At 66.5% G+C, this 26,108-nt stretch carries 23 protein-coding genes; 13 read left to right on the top strand and 10 right to left on the bottom strand.

All coding sequences use genetic code 11. The features are described 5' to 3' along the window. The first annotated feature begins 12 nt into the window (after positions 1-12). The 9 genes from A3Q7_RS0113315 to atzF all read left to right on the top strand — a co-directional run bounded on the left by A3Q7_RS0113315 (position 13) and on the right by atzF (position 11,593). The gene (locus A3Q7_RS0113315) at positions 13-978 is read left to right on the top strand and encodes an ABC transporter permease (protein WP_051079207.1); all 966 of its coding nucleotides are present in this window, start codon (positions 13-15) and stop codon (positions 976-978) included. A 3-nt stretch (positions 979-981) separates the two neighbouring features. Continuing rightward, entirely contained in the window at positions 982-1,896 is a 915-nt protein-coding gene (locus A3Q7_RS0113310; RefSeq protein ID WP_018412388.1) for an ABC transporter ATP-binding protein, read from the top strand. 2 nt (positions 1,897-1,898) lie between these two features. After that, on the top strand, positions 1,899-2,660 hold the full coding sequence (locus A3Q7_RS0113305) for a creatininase family protein (protein ID WP_018412387.1): 762 nt from the start codon (positions 1,899-1,901) through the stop codon (positions 2,658-2,660). A gap of 34 nt (positions 2,661-2,694) precedes the next feature. Then, complete coding sequence (glnT, locus tag A3Q7_RS0113300) at positions 2,695-4,071, top strand: type III glutamate--ammonia ligase (protein ID WP_018412386.1); 1,377 nt, start codon at positions 2,695-2,697, stop codon at positions 4,069-4,071. A 19-nt stretch (positions 4,072-4,090) separates the two neighbouring features. Further along, positions 4,091-4,582 carry a nickel-responsive transcriptional regulator NikR gene (nikR, locus tag A3Q7_RS0113295; RefSeq protein WP_018412385.1) on the top strand — a complete coding sequence of 164 codons (492 nt, stop codon included), beginning with the start codon at positions 4,091-4,093 and terminating at the stop codon, positions 4,580-4,582. Positions 4,583-4,598: 16 nt separating this feature from the next. Beyond that, entirely contained in the window at positions 4,599-5,411 is an 813-nt protein-coding gene (locus A3Q7_RS0113290) for an urea amidolyase associated protein UAAP1 (protein ID WP_157278189.1), read from the top strand. Positions 5,412-5,421: 10 nt separating this feature from the next. After that, the gene (locus A3Q7_RS0113285; protein WP_018412383.1) at positions 5,422-6,090 is read left to right on the top strand and encodes an urea amidolyase associated protein UAAP2; all 669 of its coding nucleotides are present in this window, start codon (positions 5,422-5,424) and stop codon (positions 6,088-6,090) included. Positions 6,091-6,189: 99 nt separating this feature from the next. Continuing rightward, a complete protein-coding gene (gene uca, locus A3Q7_RS0113280) occupies positions 6,190-9,783 on the top strand; it encodes an urea carboxylase (protein WP_018412382.1) in 3,594 nt (1,197 codons plus the stop codon). A gap of 1 nt (position 9,784) precedes the next feature. Then, the gene (atzF, locus tag A3Q7_RS0113275; protein WP_157278187.1) at positions 9,785-11,593 is read left to right on the top strand and encodes an allophanate hydrolase; all 1,809 of its coding nucleotides are present in this window, start codon (positions 9,785-9,787) and stop codon (positions 11,591-11,593) included. Between the two features lie 957 nt (positions 11,594-12,550). Here the strand turns inward: atzF and mtgA are convergent. The 3 genes from mtgA to A3Q7_RS0113260 are packed head-to-tail and all read right to left on the bottom strand — an operon-like array spanning position 12,551 to position 15,040. After that, positions 12,551-13,243, bottom strand: a complete 693-nt coding sequence (gene mtgA / locus A3Q7_RS0113270) for a monofunctional biosynthetic peptidoglycan transglycosylase (protein ID WP_018412380.1) — start codon at positions 13,241-13,243, stop codon at positions 12,551-12,553. 8 nt (positions 13,244-13,251) lie between these two features. Further along, complete coding sequence (gene aroE / locus A3Q7_RS0113265; RefSeq protein ID WP_018412379.1) at positions 13,252-14,082, bottom strand: shikimate dehydrogenase; 831 nt, start codon at positions 14,080-14,082, stop codon at positions 13,252-13,254. Positions 14,083-14,089: 7 nt separating this feature from the next. Then, positions 14,090-15,040, bottom strand: a complete 951-nt coding sequence (locus A3Q7_RS0113260) for an energy transducer TonB (protein ID WP_018412378.1) — start codon at positions 15,038-15,040, stop codon at positions 14,090-14,092. A gap of 133 nt (positions 15,041-15,173) precedes the next feature. Between A3Q7_RS0113260 and A3Q7_RS0113255 the strand changes: the two genes are divergently transcribed. Further along, entirely contained in the window at positions 15,174-15,995 is an 822-nt protein-coding gene (locus A3Q7_RS0113255) for an undecaprenyl-diphosphate phosphatase (RefSeq protein ID WP_018412377.1), read from the top strand. Continuing rightward, complete coding sequence (locus A3Q7_RS0113250; protein WP_018412376.1) at positions 15,995-16,579, top strand: YqiA/YcfP family alpha/beta fold hydrolase; 585 nt, start codon at positions 15,995-15,997, stop codon at positions 16,577-16,579. Before A3Q7_RS0113255 ends, A3Q7_RS0113250 begins: the two co-directional genes overlap by 1 nt. Before the next feature lie 21 nt (positions 16,580-16,600). Here A3Q7_RS0113250 and A3Q7_RS0113245 read toward each other — a convergent pair whose 3' ends face one another. Then, complete coding sequence (locus A3Q7_RS0113245) at positions 16,601-18,070, bottom strand: hypothetical protein (protein ID WP_198289172.1); 1,470 nt, start codon at positions 18,068-18,070, stop codon at positions 16,601-16,603. Positions 18,071-18,223: 153 nt separating this feature from the next. Between A3Q7_RS0113245 and A3Q7_RS0113240 the strand changes: the two genes are divergently transcribed. Together A3Q7_RS0113240 and A3Q7_RS0113235 are read left to right on the top strand one after the other, a co-directional pair. Then, on the top strand, positions 18,224-19,018 hold the full coding sequence (locus tag A3Q7_RS0113240) for a thymidylate synthase (RefSeq protein ID WP_018412374.1): 795 nt from the start codon (positions 18,224-18,226) through the stop codon (positions 19,016-19,018). After that, the gene (locus tag A3Q7_RS0113235; RefSeq protein WP_018412373.1) at positions 19,015-19,509 is read left to right on the top strand and encodes a dihydrofolate reductase; all 495 of its coding nucleotides are present in this window, start codon (positions 19,015-19,017) and stop codon (positions 19,507-19,509) included. The genes A3Q7_RS0113240 and A3Q7_RS0113235 overlap by 4 nt, the downstream gene beginning before the upstream one ends. 73 nt (positions 19,510-19,582) lie before the next feature. On the opposite strand, the gene A3Q7_RS0113230 is transcribed toward A3Q7_RS0113235, so the two are convergent. From A3Q7_RS0113230 to A3Q7_RS0113205, 6 genes are all read right to left on the bottom strand, one after another. Further along, complete coding sequence (locus A3Q7_RS0113230; protein ID WP_018412372.1) at positions 19,583-21,835, bottom strand: arginine/lysine/ornithine decarboxylase; 2,253 nt, start codon at positions 21,833-21,835, stop codon at positions 19,583-19,585. Between the two features lie 110 nt (positions 21,836-21,945). After that, complete coding sequence (locus tag A3Q7_RS0113225; protein ID WP_018412371.1) at positions 21,946-22,611, bottom strand: hypothetical protein; 666 nt, start codon at positions 22,609-22,611, stop codon at positions 21,946-21,948. Positions 22,612-22,771: 160 nt separating this feature from the next. Further along, entirely contained in the window at positions 22,772-23,464 is a 693-nt protein-coding gene (locus tag A3Q7_RS0113220; protein ID WP_018412370.1) for a PEP-CTERM sorting domain-containing protein, read from the bottom strand. A gap of 120 nt (positions 23,465-23,584) precedes the next feature. Continuing rightward, entirely contained in the window at positions 23,585-24,151 is a 567-nt protein-coding gene (gene dcd, locus A3Q7_RS0113215; protein WP_018412369.1) for a dCTP deaminase, read from the bottom strand. A 191-nt stretch (positions 24,152-24,342) separates the two neighbouring features. After that, positions 24,343-25,620, bottom strand: a complete 1,278-nt coding sequence (locus A3Q7_RS0113210) for an NAD(P)/FAD-dependent oxidoreductase (protein WP_018412368.1) — start codon at positions 25,618-25,620, stop codon at positions 24,343-24,345. Next, the gene (locus tag A3Q7_RS0113205) at positions 25,617-25,931 is read right to left on the bottom strand and encodes a c-type cytochrome (RefSeq protein ID WP_018412367.1); all 315 of its coding nucleotides are present in this window, start codon (positions 25,929-25,931) and stop codon (positions 25,617-25,619) included. The genes A3Q7_RS0113210 and A3Q7_RS0113205 overlap by 4 nt, the downstream gene beginning before the upstream one ends. Positions 25,932-26,108 lie beyond the last annotated feature (177 nt).

Genomic DNA, 26,108 nt, shown 5'->3' with positions numbered 1-26,108 from the left:
GGCGCGATGACGATGCAAGCCTTCCTGTCACGTTCGGGCGCATGGCTCAAGGGCCCGGCATCGAGCCGCCTGCTGGTGGTCGCGTCCTTCGTGTTGCCGGTGCTGCTGTGGGCGCTGGTGAGCTATGTCCCCTTCCTCTGGCATCCCAAGGTGCTGGTCGAGGAGGTCGGCGGGGTCGATTACTTCCAGGTCGGCATGCGTGTCGATCGCGCCGAATTCGATGACCAGGTGAAGGAGATGCGCGAGGCAGGCGAGGCACTGCCTGCGGGCCGCCCGGCCAACCCCATCTACCTGCCGGCGCCGCACGAGGTGGCGAGCGCGCTGTATACCGCGTTCACCACCGCACCGGAGCAGCGCGGCGCGCCCTGGCTGCACGAAAGTCTGTGGCACAGCATACAGATCATCTTCTGGGGCTTCGTGCTGTCGTCGGCACTGGGTGTGCCTCTGGGCATACTGGCGGGTACCTATGCCGGATTCTCGCGGCTGACCGAGCCCTTCATCGAATTCTTCCGCTATCTGCCCGCGCCGGCTTTCGGCGCACTGGCCGTGGCCGTGCTGGGCATCTACGACGGTCCCAAGATCGCCATCATCTTCATCGGCACCTTCTTCCAGCAGGTGCTCATCATCGCCAATACCACGCGCAAGCTCGACCGCACGCTGATCGAAGCGGCGCGCACGCTGGGCACGCGCGGCAGCCGGCTCATCACGCGCGTGGTGCTGCCCGGCATCCTGCCCGATCTGTATCGCGACCAGCGCATCCTGCTGGGCTGGGCGTGGACCTATCTGCTGGTGGCCGAACTGATAGGCACCAGTTCGGGCATCACCTTCTTCATCACACAGCAGGCGCGCTACCAGCACTTCGACAACGTCTATGCGGCCATCATCATCATCGGCGTGATCGGCCTCGGGTCCGACCTGCTGCTGGCCGCGCTCGGTCGCAAGCTGTTCCCCTGGGACCAGGCGCAGAAAAGAGGCTGAGCCATGACACAGAGCGGACTACCCAGCTATCTCGAACAGTCGGACGCGGTGCGCGAACGCTTCGCGCGCATCCGCGAGCGCGAGGTCATTCTCGAGGTACGCAATCTGCACAAGCGCTATCCGGCGCCGGGTGGCGAGACCGAGGCGCTGCGCGACGTGAGTTTCCGCATCCACCGGCGCGAATTCGTCTGCGTCATCGGCGCCTCCGGCTGCGGCAAATCCACGCTGATCCGCACGCTGGCCGGACTGGAGAAGCACAGCGCCGGCGAGGTGCTGCTCGACGGCAAACCGGTGGACGGGCCGGGCCGTGATCGCGGCATGGTGTTCCAGGGCTATTCGCTGTTCCCCTGGCTCACCGTCAAGCGCAATGTCATGTTCGGACCGCAGATGAGCGGTCACAGCTTCGATGCCGCCGAGCGGCAGGCGCGGCAGTGGCTGGAGCTGATCGGGCTGTCCAAGTTCGCCGACAGCTATCCGCACCAGTTGTCGGGCGGCATGCGCCAGCGCGTGGCCATCGCGCGCGCGCTGGTGAACCAGCCGCGCATCCTGCTGATGGACGAGCCCTTCGGCGCACTGGACGCCCAGACGCGCAGCCGCATGCAGAGCCATCTGCTCGACATCTGGCGCAATATCGACATCACCATCCTGTTCATCACGCACGATCTGGACGAGGCCATCTACCTTGCCGATCGCATCCTGGTGCTGAAGCCGCATCCGGGCGAGGTGCTCGAATTCATCGAGGTGCCGGTGCCGCGCCCGCGCACGCCAGCCCAGTTCTCAAGTCCCGAATTCCTCGCCACCAAGGCGCGCCTGGACGCGCTCATCCATCCGCCGGAGGCGGAAGCCGATCACGACGACGACAGCGGCGACAAACCTTCGATCTACCGGCTCACCGACGTGGCCGACAGCGTGGAGTAAAGATGATGAAGTGGTCGGACCTGACCTGGGAAGAACTGCCCTCCGCGCTCGCCGCCTGCGGCCAGGCCGCCATGCTGCCGGTGGGTGCCACCGAGCAGCACGGCCCGCATCTGGGCTGCGGCGTGGACAGCGTGATTGCCGAAGAGCTGTGCCGCACCGTGTCGGCGCGCACCGGCGTGCCCATGCTGCCGACCCTGCCCTATGGCTGCTCGCTCGGTCACAGCCGCCGCTGGCCCGGCACCATCGCGCTGCCGCCGGTGCTGCTGATCGAGCTGGTGAAGCAGATCGGCGACTGGGCCTATCACAGCGGCGTGCGCCGCCTGTTCATCGTCAATGCCCATGTCACCAATGCCGCACCGCTGCGCTGCGCGCTGGAAATGCTGCGTGCCGAGCACGACGACCTGATGGTGGCGGTGATCAATACCGCCACGCTGAGCGAGCGGGTACGCGAGTTCCACAGCGCCGACGCCGCGGACTGGCACGCCAATGACGCCGAGACCTCGATCATGCTGGCGATCGCGCCGGAAGGGGTGCGCCCGGATCGGCTCAAGGATGCCGACGATCCCGACCGCACCTGCGGCTGCGTGTTCGCCCATCCGGTCAATCGCACCAGCCTCAATGGCGTGACCGGCAAGCCGAGCATCGCGTCGCGCGACAAGGGCGACACCTGGTTCAACTGGCTGGCGGACGACCTCGCCGCGCTGCTCGAGTCGGGCTGCCGCGAAAACCCGCCACTCGATCATTCCTGGTACAGCCGCGTCTGACGCGGCCTTCACAACGACACCCACGAGGACAGTCATGAGCACTCCCACCGATCACACGACGACCGACATCGCCGCGCTGCAGGCCGATCTCGAAGCCCGCGGCGTCAAATACTGCATAGGTGCCTATGTGGACATCCACGGCGTGCCCAAGGCCAAGGTGGTGCCGATCAGCCATGTCGGCCACATGGCAAAGGGTTCCGAGCGCTACACCGGCTACGCGCTGGATGGCCTTGGCCAGGCACCGAACGAGGACGAACTGACCTCCATCCCGGATTTCTCGCGCCTGATCCAGCTTCCGTGGGAACCGAAGATCGCGTGGATTCCGTCCGACAACCATTTCCAGGGCAAGCCCTATCCGCTGAATACGCGGGTCGCGCTGCAGAACCAGCTCGCCGAGGCGGCGAAGATGGGCTTCGGCATGAATCTGGGCATCGAATGCGAAATCTATCTGCTCAAGCAGGGTGAGGACGGCGCGCTGAGCGTGCCCGACCCCGAGGACAAGCTGGTGAAGCCGTGCTACGACGTGCGCGGATTCACCAACAATTTCGAGTGGCTGGACAAGATGGCCAGCGCCATCAACGGCCTGGGCTGGGATCTGTATTCCTTCGATCACGAAGATGCCAATGGCCAGTTCGAATTCGACTTCCAGTACGCCGATGCGATCACCACCTGCGACCGGCTCACCTTTTTCCGCTTCATGGCCAAGCACTATGCGCGCGAGCAGGGCCTGCTCGCCACCATGATGCCCAAGCCCTTCGCCGACAAGACCGGCAATGGCGCGCACTTCAACATGTCGCTGTACGACCTGAAGAGCGGCGCCAACCTGTTCGCCTGCGACCCGAAGGAAGACCCGCACGGCATCGGCCTCACCCCGCTGGGCTACCAGTTCATCGCCGGCATCCTGAAGCATGGCCGTGCGCTGTGCGCGGTGTTCGCCCCCACGGTCAACAGCTACAAGCGGCTGGTGCGGCGCGGCGCCATGAGTTACTTCTCGTGGGCGCCGGTGTTCAACTCCTGGGGTTCCAACAACCGGACCAATTCGGTCCGCGTGCCGGCCGGCGGCGGGCGCTGCGAATCGCGCAATGCCGATGGCGCGGTCAATCCCTATCTCGCCGCGACGCTGGTGCTGGCAGCCGGCCTGGAAGGCATACGCGAGGGGCTGGACCCGGGCCGTCCGAACGAGGACAACCTGTATGCCATCAGCGAGGAGGAACGCCGCGCGCGCGGCATCGAGTTCCTGCCGCAGACGCTGCAGGAGGCGGTCGCCGCCTTCGCCGCCGACCCGCTGGTCGAGAAGGTGCTCGGTGCCGGTCTGCGCGACGAATTCATCCGCTACAAGAGCGAGGAATGGGAGGCCTATCACCTGTCGGTGAGCAAGTGGGAAGTCGAGCGCTACAGTTACATGTTCTGACCACGTCACGCACAGGAACATGAACGACAAGGCCCGCACTCCAGGCAGGTCGCGGCAGGATGCCGGCAGCACGCCGGTCAGCCGCATCAGCATGTCGCTGCCGCCGCAACTGCTCGACGAGCTGGACCTCATGGTCGCCAGCCGCGGCTATGACAGCCGCTCGCAGGCGATCGGCGAAATGGTCACCTACCAGCTTGCCGAACACAAGCGGCGGCTGGGCAACGACGTGATGGTGGGTACCATCACGCTGCTGTACGACCGCCTGACGCGCGGCCTGCAGAAGAAGCTGGCCGACCTGCAGTACCAGCACATCGATGAGGTGATCAGTTCGCTGCATGTTCACCTCACGCATGACCAGATGATGGAAGTGATACTGGTGCAGGGTCCGGCCAATCTGCTGCAGGACATCGCCGACGAAATGATCGCGCAGCGCGGCGTGCGCACCGGCCGGCTGCAGTTGCTGGCGGCGGTCATCCCGCCGCTGCATGCGGCGACCGACGATGCACCGTGACGACGAAGGAGCTGCAATGAGCCTTACCCCGGACAGCCTTGCCCCCGCCGATCCGCCGGCCGAGCAGCCGGTGGACGTGTTCGACCACTGGCGGCGTTTCGCCCCCGACCTGGCCGATCGCGCCGTGCTGTTTTCCGAGCTGCTGCCCGGCGGCGCGCACTGGTCCTGGCGGCTGCCGCGCGGCACCACGCTGCGCATGACCGCGCTTGAAGCAGGTGCCAACCTGAGCATGGTGCTGTACTCGGCGCAGGAGAAGCTCGAGCGCTACAACATGCCGGATTCGCTGAAGGCGCAGCACACCGCGCACTACACGCGCGGCCACGTGCTGATGAGCGACATGGGGCGAGCCATGGCGTCCATCACCGGCGATGCGCTGGGCTGGCACGATCCGCTGGGCCTGTTGCTGGACGCGCAGCGCATGGCGGCCAAGTATGGTGAGCGGCGCTACCAGGAGGCGCGCAACGGCATGTATCGCGCCGGCCGCGAAGGCCTGCTGATCGAGATCGGCAAGTACGGTCTGCGCGCGCGCGACCTGGTGGCGCCGGTCAATTTCTTCACCCGCGTCGAGGTGGACGACGAAGGCCGCTTCCGTTTCGATCCATCGCACTGCCCGGCTGGCGCCTGGGTGGACCTGCGCTTCGACATGGACGTGATCGTCGCCATCAGCACCGCACCGCACCCGCTCGACCCGGCGACGACCTATGCGCCGAAGAAGGTCGGGGTCGCGCTGTGGCGCTCCGGTCCGGCCGCCGCGGACGACTTCTGCCGTCGTTTCCGGCCGGAGAATGCGCGCGCGCTGCACAACACCGACATGATGTATCTGGCCTGAGGACATCGCGATGAGCATCGATCAAGCATCCGCCGCCGCCATCCGCATCCGCGAAAGTACGCTCGACCCGGCACACGCGGTCTTCGACCGTGTGCAGCCGGCGGGCGAGCCGCTGCTGTGGGAAATCCGCAAGGGCCAGACCTTGCGCATCGTCGATGTCGAAGGCAACCAGGCCGCCGACGTCATCTTCTACAACCGGCACGATACCGACGAGCACTACAGCGCGACCGACACCATGCTGCAACAGGGGGGCATCTATCTCACCACCGGCAGCGTGCTGTATTCGAACGCGGGTCGCCCCATGCTCACCATCGTTGCCGACACCTGCGGCCGGCACGATACGCTCGGCGGCGCCTGCGCCGCCGAAAGCAATACCGTGCGCTACGCACTGGCGAAGAAGTTCATGCACAGTTGTCGCGACAACTATCTGCATGCCATCCAGCATTCCGACAGCGGGCTGAGCAAGGCCGACCTGGTGCCCAACATCAATTTCTTCATGAATGTGCCGGTGACCGCGCAGGGCGAACTCACCTTCGCCGATGGCGTGTCGGCGCCGGGCAAGTATGTCGAGATGCGCGCCGAGATGGATCTGTACGGCCTGCTGTCGAACTGCCCGCAACTGAACAATCCGTGCAACGCCTACAACCCGACGCCGGTGCGCATCCTGATCTGGGACTGAAGCGCGTCGCACACCGTCCGGCGCCGCCGGCCTCCGGGACGACCCGGATGGACAGACCGACCTCGCGGGACGACCCGCAGCTTTCGCGAGACACGCATCATGTTCAGCAAAGTCCTCATCGCCAATCGCGGCGCCATCGCCTGCCGGGTCATCCGCACGCTGCGCAGGCTGGGCATCCGGTCGGTCGCGGTGTACTCCGAGGCGGATGTCGATTCGCTGCATGTGAGCCTGGCCGACGAGGCGGTGTGCATCGGTCCTGCGCCCGCCGCCGACAGCTATCTGCGCGGCGAGCGCATCCTCGAGGCGGCGCGCGGCACCGGCGCCCAGGCCATACATCCCGGCTATGGCTTCCTGTCCGAGAACCCTGATTTTGCGGAGGCGTGCGAGGCGGCCGGCATCGCCTTCATCGGTCCGACGCCGGCGCAGATGCGCGCCTTCGGCCTCAAGCACACGGCACGCGATCTCGCCATGCAGGCCGGCGTACCGCTGCTGCCCGGCAGCGGACTGCTGGCCGATGCGGCACACGCGCGCAGCGAGGCGGCGCGCATCGGCTATCCGGTCATGCTGAAGAGCACCGCGGGCGGCGGTGGCATAGGCATGCGGCTGATACGCGGCGAAGGCGAGCTGGACGAGGCATATGCCTCGGTGGACCGGCTGGCGCGCGCCAATTTCAAGGAAGCCGGCATCTATCTCGAGAAGTTCGTCGAGGCGGCTCGCCATATCGAGGTGCAGGTGTTCGGTGACGGACAGGGCCATGTGCTGGCGCTGGGCGAGCGCGACTGTTCGGTGCAGCGTCGCAACCAGAAGGTGATCGAGGAGACGCCGGCGCCCGGACTGAGCGAGGCGCAGCGCCAGGGGCTGGCCGATACCGCGTTGCGCCTGATGCAGTCGGTCGCCTACCGCTCGGCCGGTACGGTGGAATTCGTCATGGATGCGCCGACCGGCGAGTTCTACTTCCTGGAGGTGAATACCCGGCTGCAGGTCGAGCATGGCGTGACCGAGGAAGTGACCGGTCTGGACCTGGTGGAATGGATGGTGACGCTGGCATCCGGTGACCTTGCGCTGCCGGCCGCAGCCCCCGCGCCGCGAGGCGCGTCGATACAGGTGCGGCTGTATGCCGAGGATCCGGCGCGCAACTTTCAGCCCTCGTCCGGCCTGCTGACCGAGCTGGTGTTCCCGCCCGGGGTGCGCATCGAAACCGCGGTGAGCGCCGGCTCCGAAGTGCCGCCCTACTACGATCCCATGGTGGCCAAGATCATCGTGCGCGCCGACGACCGGGTGGCCGCCATCGACGCGCTGATCGCCGCGCTCGATCGCACGCGCGTGCACGGCATCGAAACCAATCTCGCCTATCTGCGGCAGATACTCGATGGCGATGTGTTCCGCGCCGGGCTGCAGACCACGCATTACCTGAACCGCTTCCGCTATGTGCCGCACACCGTGGAGGTGCTGGAGGCCGGCGTGCAGACCACGGTGCAGGACTGGCCGGGGCGTGTCGGTTACTGGGACGTCGGCGTGCCGCCATCCGGCCCGATGGACGATCTGTCGCTGCGTGCCGCCAATCGCCTGGTCGGCAATCCCGAAGGCACGGCCGGGCTGGAATGCACCATGGCCGGCCCCAGTCTGCGCTTCAACTGCGATGCGGTGATCGCGCTTACCGGCGCGCAGACCGGTGCCACGCTGGATGGCAAGCCGTTGGCCTTCTGGTGCGCGCACCGCGTGTCGGCCGGGGCGGTGCTCAAGGTCGGCGCACCGCTCGATGCCGGTGTGCGCAGCTATCTCGCCATCGCCGGCGGCATCGACGTGCCGGACTATATGGGCAGCCGGTCCACGTTCACGCTCGGCCAGTTCGGCGGGCATGGCGGCCGCACACTGCGCCCCGGCGACGTGCTGCACATCGAGCCGGCCACCGCACTGCCCGCCGCGCCGGCATACCATGCGCCGGCATTCGGCCATCGCTGGGACATCGCCGTCATGTACGGTCCGCATGGCGCGTCCGACTTCTTCACCGACGCCGACATCGACACTTTCTTCGCCACCGACTGGGAGGTGCATTACAACTCGAGTCGAACCGGGGTGCGGCTGATCGGCCCGCGTCCGCAGTGGGCGCGCAGCGATGGTGGCGAAGCGGGCCTGCATCCGTCCAATATCCACGACAACGCCTATGCCATAGGCGCCATCGATTTCACCGGCGACATGCCGGTCATCCTCGGTCCGGACGGGCCCAGCCTGGGCGGCTTCGTCTGTCCGGCCGTGGTGGTGCAGGCCGAGTTGTGGAAGCTGGGTCAGTTGCGTCCCGGCGACCGCGTGCGTTTCGTGCCGGTGCTGCGCGCGACCGCCGCGCACAGGCTGGCGGCGCTGGATGCCGTCCTCGCTGGCGGCGGTGCGCTGGACTGGGCCGCACGACCCGATGACGGCGCACGCGCAAGCCCGGTTCTGGGCGAATTGCCGGCGCAGGGCGAGCGGCCGCGCGTCGTATATCGCCAGGCGGGCGACGCCTATCTTCTGGTGGAGTATGGACCGCTGGTGCTGGACATCGAGCTGCGCTTCCGCGTGCAGGCGCTGATGGACTGGCTGAAAGCGCATCCCCAGCCCGGCATCGTCGATCTCACGCCGGGCATCCGTTCGCTGCAACTGCATTTCGATCCGCGTCGCACCGACCCGGCCGCGCTGCTCGCGACCTTGCAGGCGGCGGAGGCGCTGTTGCCGCCGGTGGATGACATGGAGGTGCCCAGCCGTACCGTGTGGCTGCCGCTGTCCTGGGACGATCCGGCGACGCGGCTGGCGATAGACAAGTACATGCAGTCGGTGCGCAAGGATGCGCCCTGGTGCCCGTCCAATATCGAGTTCATACGGCGCATCAACGGACTGGATTCGATCGAGGCAGTGCATGACATCGTGTTCGGCGCCAGCTATCTGGTGCTTGGACTGGGCGATGTCTATCTTGGCGCTCCGGTGGCCACGCCGGTCGATCCGCGCCATCGCCTGGTCACCACCAAATACAATCCGGCGCGCACCTGGACGCCGGAAAACGCAGTCGGCATCGGCGGCGCCTACATGTGCGTCTATGGCATGGAAGGGCCGGGCGGCTATCAGTTCGTCGGCCGCACCGTGCAGATGTGGAACCGCTGGCGGCGCACGCGCGAATTCGAACGGCCCTGGCTGCTGCGCTTCTTCGATCGCGTGCGCTTCACGCCGGTCGGCGAACAGGAGCTGCTGCAACTGCGGCGCGACTTCCTGGCCGGACGCGCGAGTCTGCGCATCGAGGAAGGCCGCTTCCGTCTCGCCGACTACCGCCGCTTCCTGGCGGACAACGCGGATGACATCGCGGCGTTCAAGCAGCGCCAGCAGGCCGCTTTCGATGCCGAGCGCGAGCGCTGGAAGGCCGCCGGCCAGGCCGAATACATCGACGAAGCCGATATCGCGGCCGCGGCACCCGACAGCGAAATCGACCTGCCGGACGGCGCGCAGCTCATCGCGGGCCATGTGCCGGGCAATGTGTGGAAGGTGATGGTGGACGCCGGCAGCCGCGTGCAGGCGGGCGACACGCTGGTCATCATCGAATCGATGAAGATGGAATTCGCGGTCGTGGCGCCGGCCGATGGCGAGGTGCTGCAGGTGTTCTGCCGTGCCGCCACACCGGTGGCTGCCGGTCAGGACCTGCTGGTGTTCAGGGCTCACGGAGATGAATGACATGACCGATCTGCTGCCCGCGAGCCTGGATCTCGCCTCGCTGTCCGCCGCCTACCGTGCCGGACTGAAGCCCTCGCAACTGTTCGCCCGGCTGCACGAACGGGCGTCGGCCGACGCATTGAACGCCTGGATCAGCCTGATGCCGCGCGATCGCCTGCTGGCCATGGCGGCGGCGCTCGACGCGCGTGATCCGGCGGATCTGCCGCTGTACGGCGTGCCGTTTGCGGTGAAGGACAATATCGACGTGGCCGGCCTGCCGACCACTGCCGGCTGCCCTGATTACGCCTATGCGCCGCAACGGAATGCCTTCGTGGTCGAGCGGCTGATCGCGGCCGGCGCCATTCCGCTCGGCAAGACCCAGCTCGACCAGTTCGCCACCGGACTCAATGGCACGCGTTCGCCGCATGGCGCCTGCCGCAACGCGTTCCGGCCCGAGTACATTTCGGGCGGTTCCAGTTCCGGCTCGGCGGTGACGGTAGCCGACGGCCAGGTGAGCTTTTCGCTCGGCACCGATACCGCCGGCTCCGGTCGCGTGCCAGCGGCCTTCAACAATCTGGTGGGCCTCAAGCCCAGCTGCGGCACCTTGTCCGCCCGCGGTGTGGTGCCGGCCTGCCGTTCGCTGGATTCGGTGTCCATCTTCGCGCTCACCGCGGCCGACGCGGCCAGCGTGTTCGCCGTCGCGCACGCGGTCGATGACGCCGACGCCTACAGCCGCGCCCTGCTGCCGCACGGTCGGCTGTTCGACGCGCAGACCGGCTTCCGCTTCGGCGTGCCGGCGCGCGACCAGCTCGAATTCTTCGGCGATGGCGAAAATCCTGCGCTGTTCGACGCAGCGGTCCAGCGCTTGATCGCGCTGGGCGGCACACCGGTCACGCTGGATTTCGCCCCCTTCCTGGAAACCGCGCGGCTGCTGTACGGCGGACCCTGGGTGGCCGAGCGTTATCACGCGATCCGCGATTTCATCGAACGACAGCCGGATTCGCTGTTCCCGGTCACGCGCGACATCACGCTGGGCGGCGCGCGCGCCACGGCGGTGGACGCGTTCGATGCCGCTTACCGGTTGCAGGCGCTGAAGCGGCGCTGCGACGCGGTCTGGCGCGAGGTGGATGTCGTCGTCACGCCGACCGCGGGACGGCATCCGACCATTGCCGAAGTCGAGGCGGACCCGGTGCGCATCAATACCGACCTCGGCTACTACACCAACTTCATGAATCTGCTGGATTACGCGGCAGTGGCGCTGCCGTCGGCGCAGCGCGGCGACGGCCTGCCCTTCGGCATCACGCTGTTCGCGCCGGCGCACCAGGATCTGCCGTTGCTGGAACTGGGTGCGCGCTGGCAGGTCGAGGCGGGCTTGCCCATGGGGGCGACCGGCCAGCCGCTGGTGGCCGGGCGCCTGCCGGTCGAGCGCTATCAGGCGGGCACGATACGCGTGGCCGTGTGCGGCGCCCATCTGTCCGGCCTGCCGCTGAATCCGCAGCTCACCGCGCGCGGTGGCCGGCTGGTGGCCAGCGTGCGCTCGGCGCCCGAGTACCGCTTCTACGCGCTGGCAGGCGGTCCGCCGCGCCGGCCCGGCATGGTGCGCGTGACCGAAGGCGGCGCGGCGATCGATATGGAGGTGTGGGAGCTGCCGATGGAGCACTTCGGCAGCTTCGTCGCCGGCATTCCGTCGCCACTGGGCATAGGCAAGGTGAAACTGGCCGATGGCAGCGAGGTATGTGGCTTCATCTGCGAAGCCGCTGGCGTCGCGGGCGGCGAGGACATCACCGCCTTCGGTGGCTGGCGCGCGTGGCTGGCTGCGCAGCCGGGCTGAGCGCGCGGCTGCGTCAGCGGCCTCTGGCCGCGATGCGGTGCATGCCGGCCGCGGGCTTTGTTCAAGGTTGAATCGCGGGCAAGCCCGCTCCCACAAAACCGGGCTCCGTTTGCGGTTTGAGCGAGTTCTTGTGGGAGCGGCCTCTGGCCGCGATACGGCGCATGCCGGCCGCGGGCTTCGTTCAAAGCTGCAATCGCGGGCAAGCCCGCTCCCACAAAACCGGGCTCCGTTTGCGGTTTGAGCGAGTTCTTGTGGGAGCGGCCTTTGGCCGCGACGCGGCGCATGCCGGCCGCGGGCTTCGTTCAAGGTTGAATCGCGGGCGAGCCCGCTCCCACCAACCCCGGCTCCGTTTGCGGTTTGAGCGAGTTCTTGTGGGAGCGGCCTCTGGCCGCGATACGGCGGATGCGTGCCGCAGGCTTTGTTTGAGGCTGCATCGCGGGCAAGCCCGCTCCCACCCAACCCCGGCTCCGTTTGTGGTCCGAGCGGGGCTGTTGTGGGAGCGGCCTTTGGCCGCGATGCGGCGTGGGCATGCCGCAGGCTTCGTTCAAGGCTGCAATCACGGGCAAGCCCGCTCCCACAAAACCGGGCTCCGTTTGCAGTTTGAGCGAGTTCTTGTGGGAGCGGCCTCTGGCCGCGACGCGGCGCATGCCGGCCGCGGGCTTCGTTCAAGGTTGAATCGCGGGCGAGCCCGCTCCCACCAAACCCCGGCTCGTTCACGGTCCGGGCGAGCTTTGGTGGGCCTGACAACCGGCTCCGTTCGCGCTTTGAGCGAGCTCTTGTGGGAGCGGCCTTTGGCCGCGACGCGGCGCATGCCGGCCGCGGGCTTAGTTCAAGGTTGAATCGCGGGCAAGCCCGCTCCCACCCAACCCCGGCTCCGCTCGCGTTTGTCGCGAGCTGTTGCGGGCGCGGCGTCTGGCCGCGATGCGAGTGCGCGCGCCGTCCGCGGATGGGTCGCGCTCAGGGTACCTGCGAATACTGCATGCGAGCCGCGACACGGGCGGCATGGGCCTGCAGGCGCGGGCCGAAGGTCTTTTCGTACTTGCGTGGATTGGGCAGCATGACCGCCAGACGCGCCGCCTGTTCCGGGCCCAGGCGGGCGGCCGGTATGCGGTAGTAGCGCTGCGCCGCGGCTTCGGCGCCGAATACGCCGTCGCCCCATTCGACCACGTTCAGATAGATTTCCAGGATGCGTCGCTTGTCCATCACCGCTTCCATCATGAAGGTGATGGCCGCTTCCTGCGCCTTGCGCAGATAGCTGCGGCTGGGGCTCAGGAAGAGGTTCTTCGCCAGTTGCTGGCTGATGGTGGACCCGCCGGCGACCGCGTGGCCCTTGCGGCGGTTCTTTTCCATGGCTTTCTGTATGCCTTCCCAGTCGAAGCCTTCGTGGTCGACGAAGCCGTCGTCCTCGGCCGCCACCACCGCGCGCTTCAGGTGCACCGAGATGCCTTCGTACGCTACCCAGGTGTGGCGCAACTGCGCGTCCGGCCTGCGTTCCCGCAGCTCCTGCAGGCGCAGCGACATGAAGCTCGTTTCGCCGGGATTGAAGCGGGTCCACCACAGCAGGTGGCCGAATACCCAGAGCTGATAGGCGAGCACCAGCAGCACGAGGCCGGCCAGCAGCCATTTCAGTGCGCGAAGAAAGCGACGCATGGTGATCGTCAGGTCAGCGGCGGCAGCGCCGCACGCAGCATGGCGCATACCGGACCGGTGTCGGGGCGCACGCCGCGCCACAGCGCGAAGGACTCGGCGGCCTGCTCGACCAGCATGCCCAGGCCGTCGGCCAGCCGCACGGCGCCGTCGGCCCGGGCCTGGCGCAGGAAAGCGGTGAGGCCACGGCCATATACCATGTCGTAGGCGAGGCCGTCCGGTGCGTACAGGCCAGCGGGCAGCGGCGGCGCCTGGTCGCTCAGACTGGCACTGGTGGCGTTGATCACCACGTCGTGGCGGCCGGCGACATCGTTCCAGCCACCTGCATCCAGCGCACCGCGCGCATCGTGCGAAGCGAAATGCAGGCGCAGCGCCGCTGCCTTGTCCGGTGTGCGGTTGGCGATCATCAGCGCGGACACACCCGCCTCGAGCAGCGGCAGGATGACGCCGCGCGCGGCGCCGCCCGCACCAAGCAGCAGCACGCGCGCCCCCGCGAGTTTTGCGCCCAGCGCATCGAGGTCGCGCACCAGGCCCGCACCGTCGGTGTTGTCGCCGAGCAGATCATCATCGAATGCCAGCGTATTGACGGCGCCGGCCAGCCGGGCCCGTTCGGTCAAGCGATCGGCCAGTTTCCATGCCTCTTCCTTGAACGGCACGGTCACGTTGGCACCGCGTCCGCCTGCGGCGCGGAACCCGGCCACGGTATCGGCGAAGCCTGCCAGCGGCGCGAGCAGCGCTTCGTAGCTCAGGTCCTGTCCGGTCTGCGCGGCGAAGGCGGCATGGATGGAGGGCGATCGGCTGTGGGCGATCGGGTTGCCGATGACGGCGTAACGGTCGGTCATGACATGCTCAGTGCGATTCGAGCTGGTCGGCCTGGGTGAAGGACCAGGTGCGGGTGATGGACAGGATTTCGTAGTCGCGGCGAATGTCGGGCGGGAACGCGGCGTAGGGGGCCGCCATGCGCACGATGCGCAGGGCGGCGTCATCCAGCACCTTCTGGCCCGAAGAGCGGTTCAGCTCCACTTTCTCGATTTCGCCGTTGGCGCGTATTTCCACAGTCAGCGTCAGGTTGCCGTACAGCTTGCCACGCGCCGCAGGCGGATAGTTCAGATTGCCGATGCGTTCCACCTTCTGACGCCAGTCCTCGATGTACTGCGCGAAGCGGTACTCCTGCGCGCGCGCGCCGATGAATTTCTTGCGCGGGCGCTTGTTGTAGTCCTCGACGTTGCGCGCGATTTCGGCTTCCAGCCGCGCCATGGCCATGGCGCGCGCTGCCAGTTCCGCGCCGGACAACTGTTGCAGCGGTGTCGGCGCCGGCTCCGGCTGTTCCAGCTTGCGTTCCTGCGGCGTGGCGCGCGCGCGCGATTCGAGTTCCGCCAGCAGCTTCTGCTGCTGCGCTTCCATCTCCTGCACCCGTCGCTGCGCCTCGGTGAGCTGGTCACCGGCCTTGTCGCGCCGGCTTGCCGGCAAGGGGGTTTTTGCGCGTACATCGCGATCGGTCGTGCCGCCGCCATCGAGGCTGGCCTGCGCCAGCACCTGGGGATCGAGCGGTTTCTGCCGGCTGCGCGCGTTCACCAGCACCACCTCGAGCGGCTGGTCCCTGGCCTTCTGTTTAGGCTGAGTCTCCGGGCTGAACTGGATGGCCAGCGCCAGCGCGTGCAGCAGGACGGACAGCGCGATGCCGATCGCCAGCGGCGGGATGGCCGGTGCGTCGGCCGCCACCGGCGGCGCAAGCACGCGCGGTGCGGCAGCGTGGGCGGGAGCAGCGGACTTGCCGCGGGCGGCGCGTTTCTTCGACATGGCGCGGGATTTTACAGGCGGGCGGTGAAATACCGCCCGCCCGCAGATCGAAACCCGAACCCGCTTGACGCGGTGTGAAGGGATCGTCGCCTATACTCGGGCGCCTGTTCCGACTTTATTGCACTGCAACTTCATGGATCTGCTGCTGATCAAGGCCGTCATTCTCGGCGTTCTGGAAGGCCTGACCGAATTCCTGCCGATTTCGAGCACCGGCCATCTCATCATCGCCGGCAGTCTGCTGGGCTATACCGACGACACCAGCCGCGTATTCAAGATCGTGATACAGCTTGCCGCCATTCTCGCCATCTGCTGGGAATACCGTCGCAAGATCATCGATGTGGCGGGCGGTCTGGGGCGCGATCCGGCGGCCAACCGTTTCGTCACGCATGTGCTGGTCGCCTTCCTGCCGGCCGCAGTGCTGGGCTTCCTGTTCCACGGCCTGATCAAGAGCTACCTGTTCAATCCGCTCACGGTGGCCGCAGCGCTCATCGTCGGCGGTGTCATCATCCTGCTGGTCGAGCGGCGCGAGCGCGTGCCACGCTATGAAACGACCGATGATCTGGACTGGCGCGCCGCGCTGAAGGTGGGATTCGCGCAGGCGGTGGCGATGTTTCCCGGCGTGTCGCGTTCCGGCGCCACCATCATGGGTGGGCTCATGTTCGGCCTGTCGCGCCGCGCCGCCACCGAATTCAGTTTCTTCCTGGCGATACCGACCATGTTCGCCGCCACGGTGTACGACGTGTACAAGAACTGGGCCCTGCTGAGGCTGGAGGATCTGCCGGTATTCGCGGCCGGTTTCGTCGCCTCTTTCCTGGCCGCCTTCTTCAGCGTGCGCTGGCTGCTGCGCTACATTTCCAGTCACACCTTCGAACTGTTCGCCTGGTACCGCATCGTGTTCGGCCTGTTCGTGCTGGCCAGTGCATGGTTCGGCTGGGTGGACTGGTCCGATCACTGATGCAGAAGCTGCTGTATTTCCACGGTTTCCGCTCCGGGCCGCAGTCGGTCAAGGCGCAGCAACTGCGCGCCCACCTGGCGCGCCGCGGTCGCGCCGGAGACCTCTGGTGCGAACAGTTGCCGCCCGCGCCGGACGCGGCGATGGCCTTGATCGAGGCGGTACTGCTGCCGGCGCTGGACGCCGGCACCGAGGTGTCGCTCGCAGGTTCTTCGCTGGGCGGGTACTACGCGCTGCACCTGGCGGAGAAGTACGGCCTGCGGGCGGCGCTGATCAATCCAGCGGTGGTCGCGCCACGTTCGCTGGCGGACTACATCGGTGAGCACACCCACATGTACACCGGCGAAGCCTTCACCTTCAGCGAGCAGGATGTCGCCGCGCTGCGCGCGCTCGATCTGCCGGCGATCACGCGGCCCGAGCGCTACCTGGTGCTGCTGGAAACCGGGGACGAAGTGCTGGACTGGTGGCAGGCGGTGTTGAAGCTGCGCGGTGCGAACATGGTGATACATGCCGGCGGCGACCACAGCCTGCGCTGTTTCGCCGAGGAACTGCCGCGTCTCACGGATTTCCTGCTGCCCGAGCGCTGATTGCCGGGCAGGCGACTGGATTCAACGGAAGTCGCTGACGCGGAAGCGGGCAAGGTCGAAATTGGTACCGCGCTCTATCAGTTCCACCGGATCCAGCCGCACGTGGCGGCCATTGATCGACGCGTGCAGCGGGTATTCGGCCGAATACCCGGTGCCATTGATGGCCAGCCGCACCACCGCGCCGGTGACCGGCTCGTCCAGCGCAACCGCCTCGCCGCTGTTGCGCTCGGAAAACACCTCCAGCGGACGGGCCGTGGTCGACAGCGTCTGTATGCCCACGGTGCCGCGTGCATCGCGGCCACGCAGGTAGCGGCGCACGACGCCCACCAGCCAGTTGTCGCCGCCGGAGGGCTGCATGCCGACCAGGGAGCCGACGCGCACCCATTCCGCGCTGGCAGTCGGCGCGGTGGCGCCGATGCCGCCCAGGCTGGCATCCGACATTTCCCAGCGATAGATGACCGCCTCGTCGCGCGCGCCGCGCAACACGTGGTGCAGGTGCTTGATGCCATTGGCCACCGCCAGAGCACCGCCGAGCGCGTGGCGGCGATACTGGCGGGTGGGCGGGTCGAGCGCCCACTGGGTCGCCAGATGACGCTGCAGGCGCGCCAGTTCCGACGCTGAAGGCGGGTCTTCCAGCGTCAGCGTATCCGGCGTTTCGCCGTTCTCCAGCCGGCGCGCCAGCGCCAGCGCAGCGTCGGCGGCGGCGATGCCGGAAAAGAAGCGGATGCCGTCGGAAGGCTGAGGCGGGCGAACCAGACGCAAAGGTGGCGCCGGCTGGTTGGCATCCATCCAGTGCGTGCTGCCACGCTCTATCGTGCTGGACATCGAATAGCGCGCGGCGAAGTAGCTGGTGAGCTGTTCGGTCAGCCGCACATTGTTAGGCGTCAGGCCTTCCGGTGCGGCGACATGCAGCGCGATCAGGCGCAGGTATTCGCGTTCGACCGAGGTCGGCACTTCGTCGGCCGCATTGACCACCTCGCGCGCTTCCGCGCCCGAGGCCTGGGCCAGCAGATAAGCCTGGCCGGCCACCTGCCACAGGCCGGCATCGACCGGCCCGTTGTGATACACGTCCCATTTGAAGCGCTGGCGACAGGCGCGCACGGTGCGGGCGGCCAGCCGCGACAGGCCGCTCAGCACCGAGGCATGCGCGGGGTCGGAAATGTAACGGTCGAGCGCCAGTTCGTAGGCGCCCGACAGGATGGCCCAGAAGTCGCGTCCGGTACGCCACACCACGTCCTTGCCTTCCGGGTCGTCGGCATAGATGAGGTCGAGCTTGCGCAGATGAGGCTGCGCGCTGGAATCGAACTGGTAGAGCAGATTGACGTGATGGGCGAGATCGATGTTCGGCGCGTCGCCGACGGTTTCCACCCAGCCGGTCAGTTCATTGATCGCCAGGTCCGGCTGTGCGGAGGCGATTTCGGCCAGCACGCGGCGCAGCTCGGCCGGGTTGCCGAGCACGCTCGCGGGAGAAGATGAGAAGACGCCGAACATAGACTGCTACCTCCGCCCGCCGGACGCTCGCCGGCTGGCTGCTGAGTGTGTTCTTGTACACGACCACGATCCGCTGCCGTGGTGGCGCAGGATGCGACCCCGGTGGTCTAGAATCCCGACCTGATAGCGTAACGCGACTGCGCAAACTTTTCCATGCAGCAATATCTCGACCTCATGCGCCATGTTCTTGAACATGGCGCGGTCAAAAGCGACCGCACGGGTACCGGCACCCGCTCGGTTTTCGGCTGGCAGATGCGTTTCGACCTCGCCGAGGGTTTTCCGGTACTGACGACCAAGAAGCTGCATCTGCGGTCCATCATCGTCGAACTGCTGTGGTTCCTGCGTGGCGACACCAATATCGCCTGGCTGAAGGAACACGGCGTCAGCATCTGGGACGAATGGGCCGATGCCGACGGCAACCTGGGCCCGGTGTATGGGGCCCAGTGGCGAAGCTGGCCCGCCCCCGACGGACGCCGCATCGACCAGATCAGCGAGCTGCTGGAAGGCCTGCGCCGCAACCCGGATTCGCGCCGTCACATCGTGAGCGCGTGGAATCCGGCCGACATTCCGTCGATGAAGCTGCCGCCCTGCCACGCACTGTTCCAGTTCTACGTTGCAGACGGTCGACTTTCCTGCCAGCTGTACCAGCGCAGCGCGGACATATTTCTCGGTGTGCCCTTCAATATCGCCAGTTATGCGCTGCTGACCATGATGATCGCCCAGGTGTGCGGGCTGCAAGCGGGCGAATTCATCCACACGCTGGGCGATGCGCATCTTTACAGCAATCATTTCGCGCAGGCGCAGGAGCAGCTCGCGCGCACGCCGCGACCGCTGCCCGCCATGTGGATCAATCCCGAGGTGAAGGATCTGTTCGCGTTCACGCTGGACGATTTCCGCCTCGAGGGCTATGACCCGTGGCCGCACATTGCCGCCAGGGTGGCGGTATGACGCCGCGCCTGTCCCTGATCGCCGCGCTGGCGGCCAATGGGGTGATCGGCCGCGACAACGGCATGCCCTGGCATCTGCCGGAAGATCTGAAGCGCTTCCGCGCGCTCACCACCGGCCACCCCATCATCATGGGGCGCCGCACTTGGGATTCACTTGGCCGGCCGCTGCCCGGCCGCACCAGCATCGTGATCAGCCGTCAGCAGGATCTGTCCCTGCCCGGCGCGCTCGTCGTGCCCTCGCTCGATGCCGCGATCGATGCCGCGGCGTCCGCCCCGGGCGGTGAGGAGGCCTTCATCATCGGCGGGGCCCAGCTCTATGCGCTGGCGCTGCCACGGGTGCACCGGCTGCTGCTCACCGAGCTCGCCGACGCGTTCGACGGCGACACGGCATTCCCGCCCTTCGATCGTGCAGCCTGGCGTGAGAGCGTGCGTGAGGAGGCGGTCAGTGCCGGTGGGCTGCGCTACGCCTTTGTCGACTATCAACGGCGTTGACCCGGGCCGTGGGCCCGGATGAGCACCTGTGTCACCGTCGCGTCCGGCGCGGGCCGCGATGCCTCTCCGGGCTTCAGTCCCGCACGCAATCGACGGCGTAATCCAGCACATCGCCTTCGCCGATGCCGACCAGACCGTGAATGTCGGTTTCGAACCCCGGGAAAGCACGGTTGAATTCGCGCGCGAAACGCAGGTAATTCACGATGGTGCGGTTGAAACGCTCGCCCGGAATGAGCAGCGGTATGCCCGGCGGATAGGGCGTCAGCAGCACGCTGGTGATGCGGCCTTCCAGCTCGTCGATGCCGACGCGGTCGATCTCGCGATGCGCCGTGCGCGCCCACGCGTCGGCCGGCTTCATCGCCGGTTCCATCGGCGACAGGTACATCTCTGTCGTCAGGCGGGCGATGTCGTGCTTCTTGTACATTTCGTGGATGCGGGTGCACAGATCGCGCAGGCCGACCCGCTCGTAACGCGGATGGGCGGCGACGAATTCCGGCATGACGCGCCACAGCGGCTGGTTGTTGTCGTAATCGTCCTTGAACTGCTGCAGCTCGGTCACCATGGTGTTCCAGCGGCCCTTGGTGATGCCTATCGTGAACATGATGAAAAAGCTGTACAGCCCGGTCTTCTCGACGATGATGCCGTGCTCGGACAGATAGCGGGTCAGGATGCCGGCCGGGATGCCCCAGTCGGCGAAATCGCCATCGACATCCAGGCCCGGTGTGATGACCGTGGCCTTGATCGGGTCCAGCATGTTGAAGCCGTCGGCCAGATCGCCGAAGCCATGCCAGCGCTCGCCGGCGCGCAGCGTCCAGTCCTCGCGCGATCCCAGTCCCTCGTCGGCGAGATGGTCGGGACCCCACACCTTGAACCACCAGTCGTTGCCGAATTCGGCCTCGACCTTGCGCATGGCCCGGCGGAACTCGACCGCCTCGGTCAGCGACTCCTCGACCAGAGCGGTGCCGCCCGGCGGTTCCATCATCGCGGCGGCGACGTCGCACGAGGCGATGATGGCGTACTGCGGGCTGGTCGAGGTGTGCATCAGGTAGGCTTCGTTGAACACGTCGCGGTCCAGTGAGCGCGTTTCCGAATCCTGCACCAGGATCTGCGACGCCTGCGACAGGCCGGCCAGCAGCTTGTGGGTGGACTGGGTCGAGAAGATCATCGACTCCTTGCAGCGCGGCCGGCCTTCGCCGATCGCGTGGTAGTCGCCATAGAAGTCGTGGAAGGCGGCGTGCGGCAGCCAGGCTTCATCGAAGTGCAGCGTGTCGATCTCGCCGTCCAGCACCTCCTTGATCGCCTCGACGTTGTACAGCACGCCGTCATAGGTGGATTGCGTGATGGTGAGGATGCGCGGCTTCTTGTTCGCGACCTCGCGCGCGAACGGATTGGCTTCGATCTTGCGCCGGATGACCTCCGGGCTGAATTCCGACAGCGGAATCGGGCCGATGATGCCGTAGTGGTTGCGCGTCGGCGTCAGGAACACCGGGATGGCGCCGGTCATGATGATGGAGTGCAGGATGGACTTGTGACAGTTGCGGTCCACCACGACGATGTCGCCGGGCGCCACCGTGGAATGCCACACCATCTTGTTCGACGTCGAGGTGCCGTTGGTGACGAAGAACAGGTGGTCGGAATGGAAGATGCGTGCCGCGTTGCGCTCGCTTGCCGCGACCGGGCCGGTGTGGTCGAGCAGCTGGCCCAGCTCCTCCACCGCGTTGCACACGTCGGCACGCAGCATGTTCTCGCCGAAGAACTGATGGAACATGCGGCCCACCGGGCTCTTCAGGAAGGCAACCCCGCCCGAGTGGCCCGGGCAATGCCAGGAATAGGACCCGTCCTGCGCGTAATGCGTCAGCGCGCGGAAGAAGGGCGGCGGCAGCGAATCGAGGTAGGCGCGCGCCTCGCGCACGACGTAGCGCGCGATGAATTCGGGCGTGTCCTCGAACATGTGGATGAAACCGTGCAACTCGCGCAGGATGTCGTTCGGGATGTGGCGCGTAGTGCGCGTCTCGCCGTACAGAAAGATCGGGATGTCGGCGTTGCGGCGGCGGATCTCGGCAACGAAATCCCGCAGGTGGGTGAGCACCGCCTCGATCTCGGCGCCGCTGCCCGAGCCGAATTCCTCATCGTCTATCGACAGGATGAAGGTCGACGCCCGGCTCTGCTGCTGCGCGAACGACGTGAGGTCACCGTAGCTGGTGACCCCGAGCACGTTCAGGCCTTCCTTTTCGATTGCTTCGGCCAGTGCGCGTATGCCCAGACCGGACGCGTTCTCGGAACGGAAGTCCTCGTCGATGATGATGATAGGAAAATCGAAGCGCATCGCCGCCACCCTCAAAGTAAAGAGGGCGCCCCGGGGCGCCCATGTCCAAGCGCGCGATGGTATCAGGTCGATGTGTCAATACAACCGCCGGCGCCGGGCGGCAGCGGGGCTCAGCGCAGGCTGCGGCGTATCATCGCCAGCACCGCCACCAGCCCGGCCAGCAGCATGGCGTAGCCATCGGCTTCCGGCACGACGCTGACGACGCCGCTGGACAGGAACTCCACGCGCACGCCGGTCGGGTTGCCCGATGCCCGGGCGAAATTCAGCACATGGAACTCCAGCGTGTTCACACCCGCGACGAAGCCGGCGGCTGCACTGAAGGAGGTCGGGCTGGACAGTCCGACGCCCGATGACACGGTCTGGCCATTCAGGACCACATAGCCGTCGTTGTCCGCCCACCAGCGGCCTTCCAGCCAGGCGGAATCGGCGTCGTAGCCGGTGAGGTCGAAGCTGAGCGACCACACATAGTGGCCGTTGCGCTGCGGATCGTAGGACTGTCCTGCCGCGGCGTCCGGGGTGAGCCAGGATGAATCCTCGCTGTTCGCACTCCAGATCGGGAAGGGGAAACCATTGCCCGAGGTGACCACGCCGTGCCCCGAGGTGCCGCTTGCCGTACCGTCGATGACCGAAAATGCGTAGTGCGTGTCGAGCTGGCCAGCGTCGGATTCCTGTCCGGTGCTGTACAGACCGCCGATCGCTTGCTCGTCCGCATGGGCCGCCGGGAGTGCCGCAGCGAAGGTCAGTACGGCGATGGCGAGGAGTAAGCGCGGGTTCATGGGGGGCGATGTGCGAAGATGGAATGGACCGAGTCTAGGCGGGTCCGCGCGAGACAGGCGCTGCATCCCGTCACGCTCCGCGCGCATCCGTCGCATCGCAAAACAAAAAGGGTCTCACCTCGCGGTGAGACCCCCCGTGCGCCTGCACCTTGACGCAGGATTAGCCGATGCGGCGACGGGCGATCGCGCCCATCACGGCCAGACCGGCCAGCAGCATCGCATAGGTTTCAGGTTCCGGCACCGGTACGCTGGGCGTCGGAATGACCGGCGGCTGTTCGACGATCAGTTCCTCGGCGAAGCTCTCCCCGAATTCGACGCGGATGCCGGTCGGATTGCCGGTGGAGCGCGCGAGGTTCGTCACGTAGAAGTCCAGCGTGTTGATGCCTGCCACGAAGCCTGCGCTGGCGGCGAAGCTCGTCGCCGAGCGGTAGCCGGCGCCGGACGAGATGGTGACGCCATTGAGCTGGATGTAGCCGGTGTCGTCGGCCCACCACTTGCCCGAGAAGAAGGCGCTCTCGGTGTCGAATCCGGTGAGGTCGAAGGTGAGTGTCCATTTGTACACGCCGTTGCTCACGCCATCGTAGCTCTGGCCGGCATTGGCTGTGGGGGCGAGCCAGCTCGACGCTTCCGAATTGGCCTGCCAGTTCGGGAAGGGGTGGCCTATGCCGCTGGTCACGACGCCGTAGCCGTCGGTACCGGTTGCCGTGCCGCTGATGGAGGCGAAGCTGTAGTGCGTGTCGACCTGACCGGCGGCGAAACCTTCGCCGGTGTTGTACAGGCCTTCGATCCCGGCCGCCGAAGCGGACATGGCGGTCAGCGCCAGTCCCGAGGCGATGAGCAGTTGCTTGATCATTGTTGTGCTCCGTTGCAATTGAAGTCGGACGGAGTGTGGCAGTCGGCCACGCTCGCTTCCGTTCATAAAATCACGACTTCAGCCGCCGGGAACGGATGGAGACAATCCTTAACAGAGGTGTCAGATCTTGGGCAGGGTGACGCCGGTCTGGCCCTGGTATTTGCCGCCGCGGTCCTTGTACGAGGTTTCGCAGGGCTCGTCGGATTCGAAGAACAGCATCTGCGCGACGCCTTCGTTGGCGTAGATGCGCGCCGGCAGCGGCGTCGTGTTGGAAAACTCCAGCGTCACATGGCCCTCCCATTCCGGCTCGAGCGGTGTCACGTTCACGATGATGCCGCAGCGCGCGTAGGTGCTCTTGCCCAGGCACACCACCAGCACGTTGCGCGGGATGCGGAAGTACTCGACCGTGCGCGCCAGCGCGAACGAATTGGGCGGAATGATGCAGGACTCGGCATCCATCTCCACGAAGGAATCCGGATCGAAGGTCTTCGGATCGACGATGGTGGAATTGATGTTGGTGAACACCTTGAATTCCGAGGCACAGCGCACGTCGTAGCCGTAGCTGGATGTGCCGTAGGACACGATGCGCCGTCCGTCGACATGGCGCACCTGACCTGGCTCGAACGGGTCGATCATGTGGTGCTCCTGGGCCATGCGGCGTATCCAGCGGTCGGATTTGATGCTCATCTGCGTGCTTCCTGACGGAGGGGCGTGGGTAAGCGCGCGATTGTAGCTCGGTCGTACCGGGTGGCAGGCATCCGCCATGCGGCGGGCGGAAAGCCCGGCTGCGCTGGCTTGTGCGGACATGGGCCGGCGGTGTTCCCGGGCACCCCGCAGGGCAGGCGGCGGAGGGCGCTGCCTGGCCGCCTGCCTGGCTGTCAGGTGAGCATGTCCGCCCAGATGTTGCGCGCCCATGCCAGCGCGAACTTGCCTTCCATTTCGCTGGGTGCCGGCGACAGGCCGCCTGCGCCCTTCACCGGCTGGACCTGCTTCGTCGCCGCGTCGTAGGCATGCACCGACGACACGTGGATCGCGCTGGACGCATCCACGAAGCTGTAGCAGGTATTCATGACCAGCGGCGAATCCGATGGCGGCATGCCGGACATCATGTTGATGAGGGCGGCTGCCGCGAGCTTGGCGTGCTGGTTCGCCATATGGCCGGACTTGGGCATGGTGGGCGCCGGGAAGATGGCGTCTCCGAGCACATGTACATGCGGCGTCGAGGTCGACTGCATGGTGAGCCAGTCGATGTCCACCCAGCGGTTGTTGATGAGCTTGAGCCCGGCCTGCGCAGCGATGTGTCCCGCGCGCTGCGGCGGGATCACATTCAGCACGTCCGCTTTCACCTGTTCGAACTCGAGGATCGCCGTTCTGCCTGCGACGTCCACGTCGCGCAATTCGCTCTGCGGACGGTACTCGATGATGTCCTTGTAGTGGTCCGCCCACGCCTTCAGGAACAGGCCCTTCTTGGACACGATTTCCTCGTTCGCGTCCAGCACCAGCACTTTGGATTTCGGTTTGCGGGTCTTGAAGTAATGCGCCACCACGCTGGCGCGTTCGTACGGTCCGGGCGGGCAGCGGTAGGGCGCCCTGGGAATGGCGATGGCGAACACACCACCATCCGGCATGGCCTCGAGCTGCCGGCGCAGAGCCACCGTCTGCGCGCCGGCCTTCCAGGCGTGCAGGATGGCCTGCTGCGCGGCGGCGGATTGCATCCCGGGCAGCGCGTCGTAGGTGAAGTCCACGCCCGGCGACAGCACCAGCTTGTCATAGCTCAGGTTGCCGCCGCGCGCCAGCCTGACGACACGCCGTTCCGGATCCACGGCCGTCACCTCGTCCTGCACCACCTTGATGCCGTACTTGGCCAGACCTTCGTAGCCGACCGTGATGTCGGACATCTGCCTCTCGCCAGCGATCACCAGGTTGGATATCGGGCAGGACACGAAGGCCGCGTCGCGCTCCACCAGTGTCACCCGTATGCTGCCATTGCTCCACATCGATATGTACTTGGCCGCGGTTGCGCCGCCATAGCCCCCCCCGACCACTACCACATGCCCCTTGCCCGAGCCCTTGCCCGCGCCGGCGCAGCCGTACAGTGCGGCCAGGGCCGACGCACCGGCGACGCCCTGAAGGAAATTCCGACGATGCATGCTCATCGGGCACCTCCTGCCGTAACGGAAGCGAAGTAGTCCGCAATGAGCTCGAGCTGATCCTCGGTATAGCCCCTGGAAATCTGATGCATGATGGTCGCCGGCTTTTCGCCTGCGCGGAATGCCTTCAGCGACGCCAGAAGCTTGCTCCTGGGCATGCCGGCAAGCGCTTCCATGCCGCCTGCGCTGCGACCGTCCGTGCCATGGCAGTTGGCGCAGGTCGCGGCCAGATTGCGGCCAATATTCGGGTCGGCGGCGTGGCTGCCTGGGGTACAGAGCGACAGCGCCAGCGCGGCGACCGGCAGGGTTCTCGTCACGGTGCTTCCTCCTCGTTATGAGCCCTCTCGGGGCGGGCCGCGTCCGTTCCGTTGTCATGACGTGGCGCGGGTTACCGACACGCTAGACAAAAAAAACCGCTCCCTCAAGTCAAAAAAATGGAAATCTTTTCTTGCAGATATGCGCAAATGCGCATATGCTGAATTGAAAGGATATGC

The sequence above is a fragment of the Methyloversatilis thermotolerans genome (assembly GCF_000372885.1).
Classification (GTDB): domain Bacteria; phylum Pseudomonadota; class Gammaproteobacteria; order Burkholderiales; family Rhodocyclaceae; genus Methyloversatilis; species Methyloversatilis thermotolerans.
This window is presented reverse-complemented; position numbering and strand designations above follow the sequence as displayed.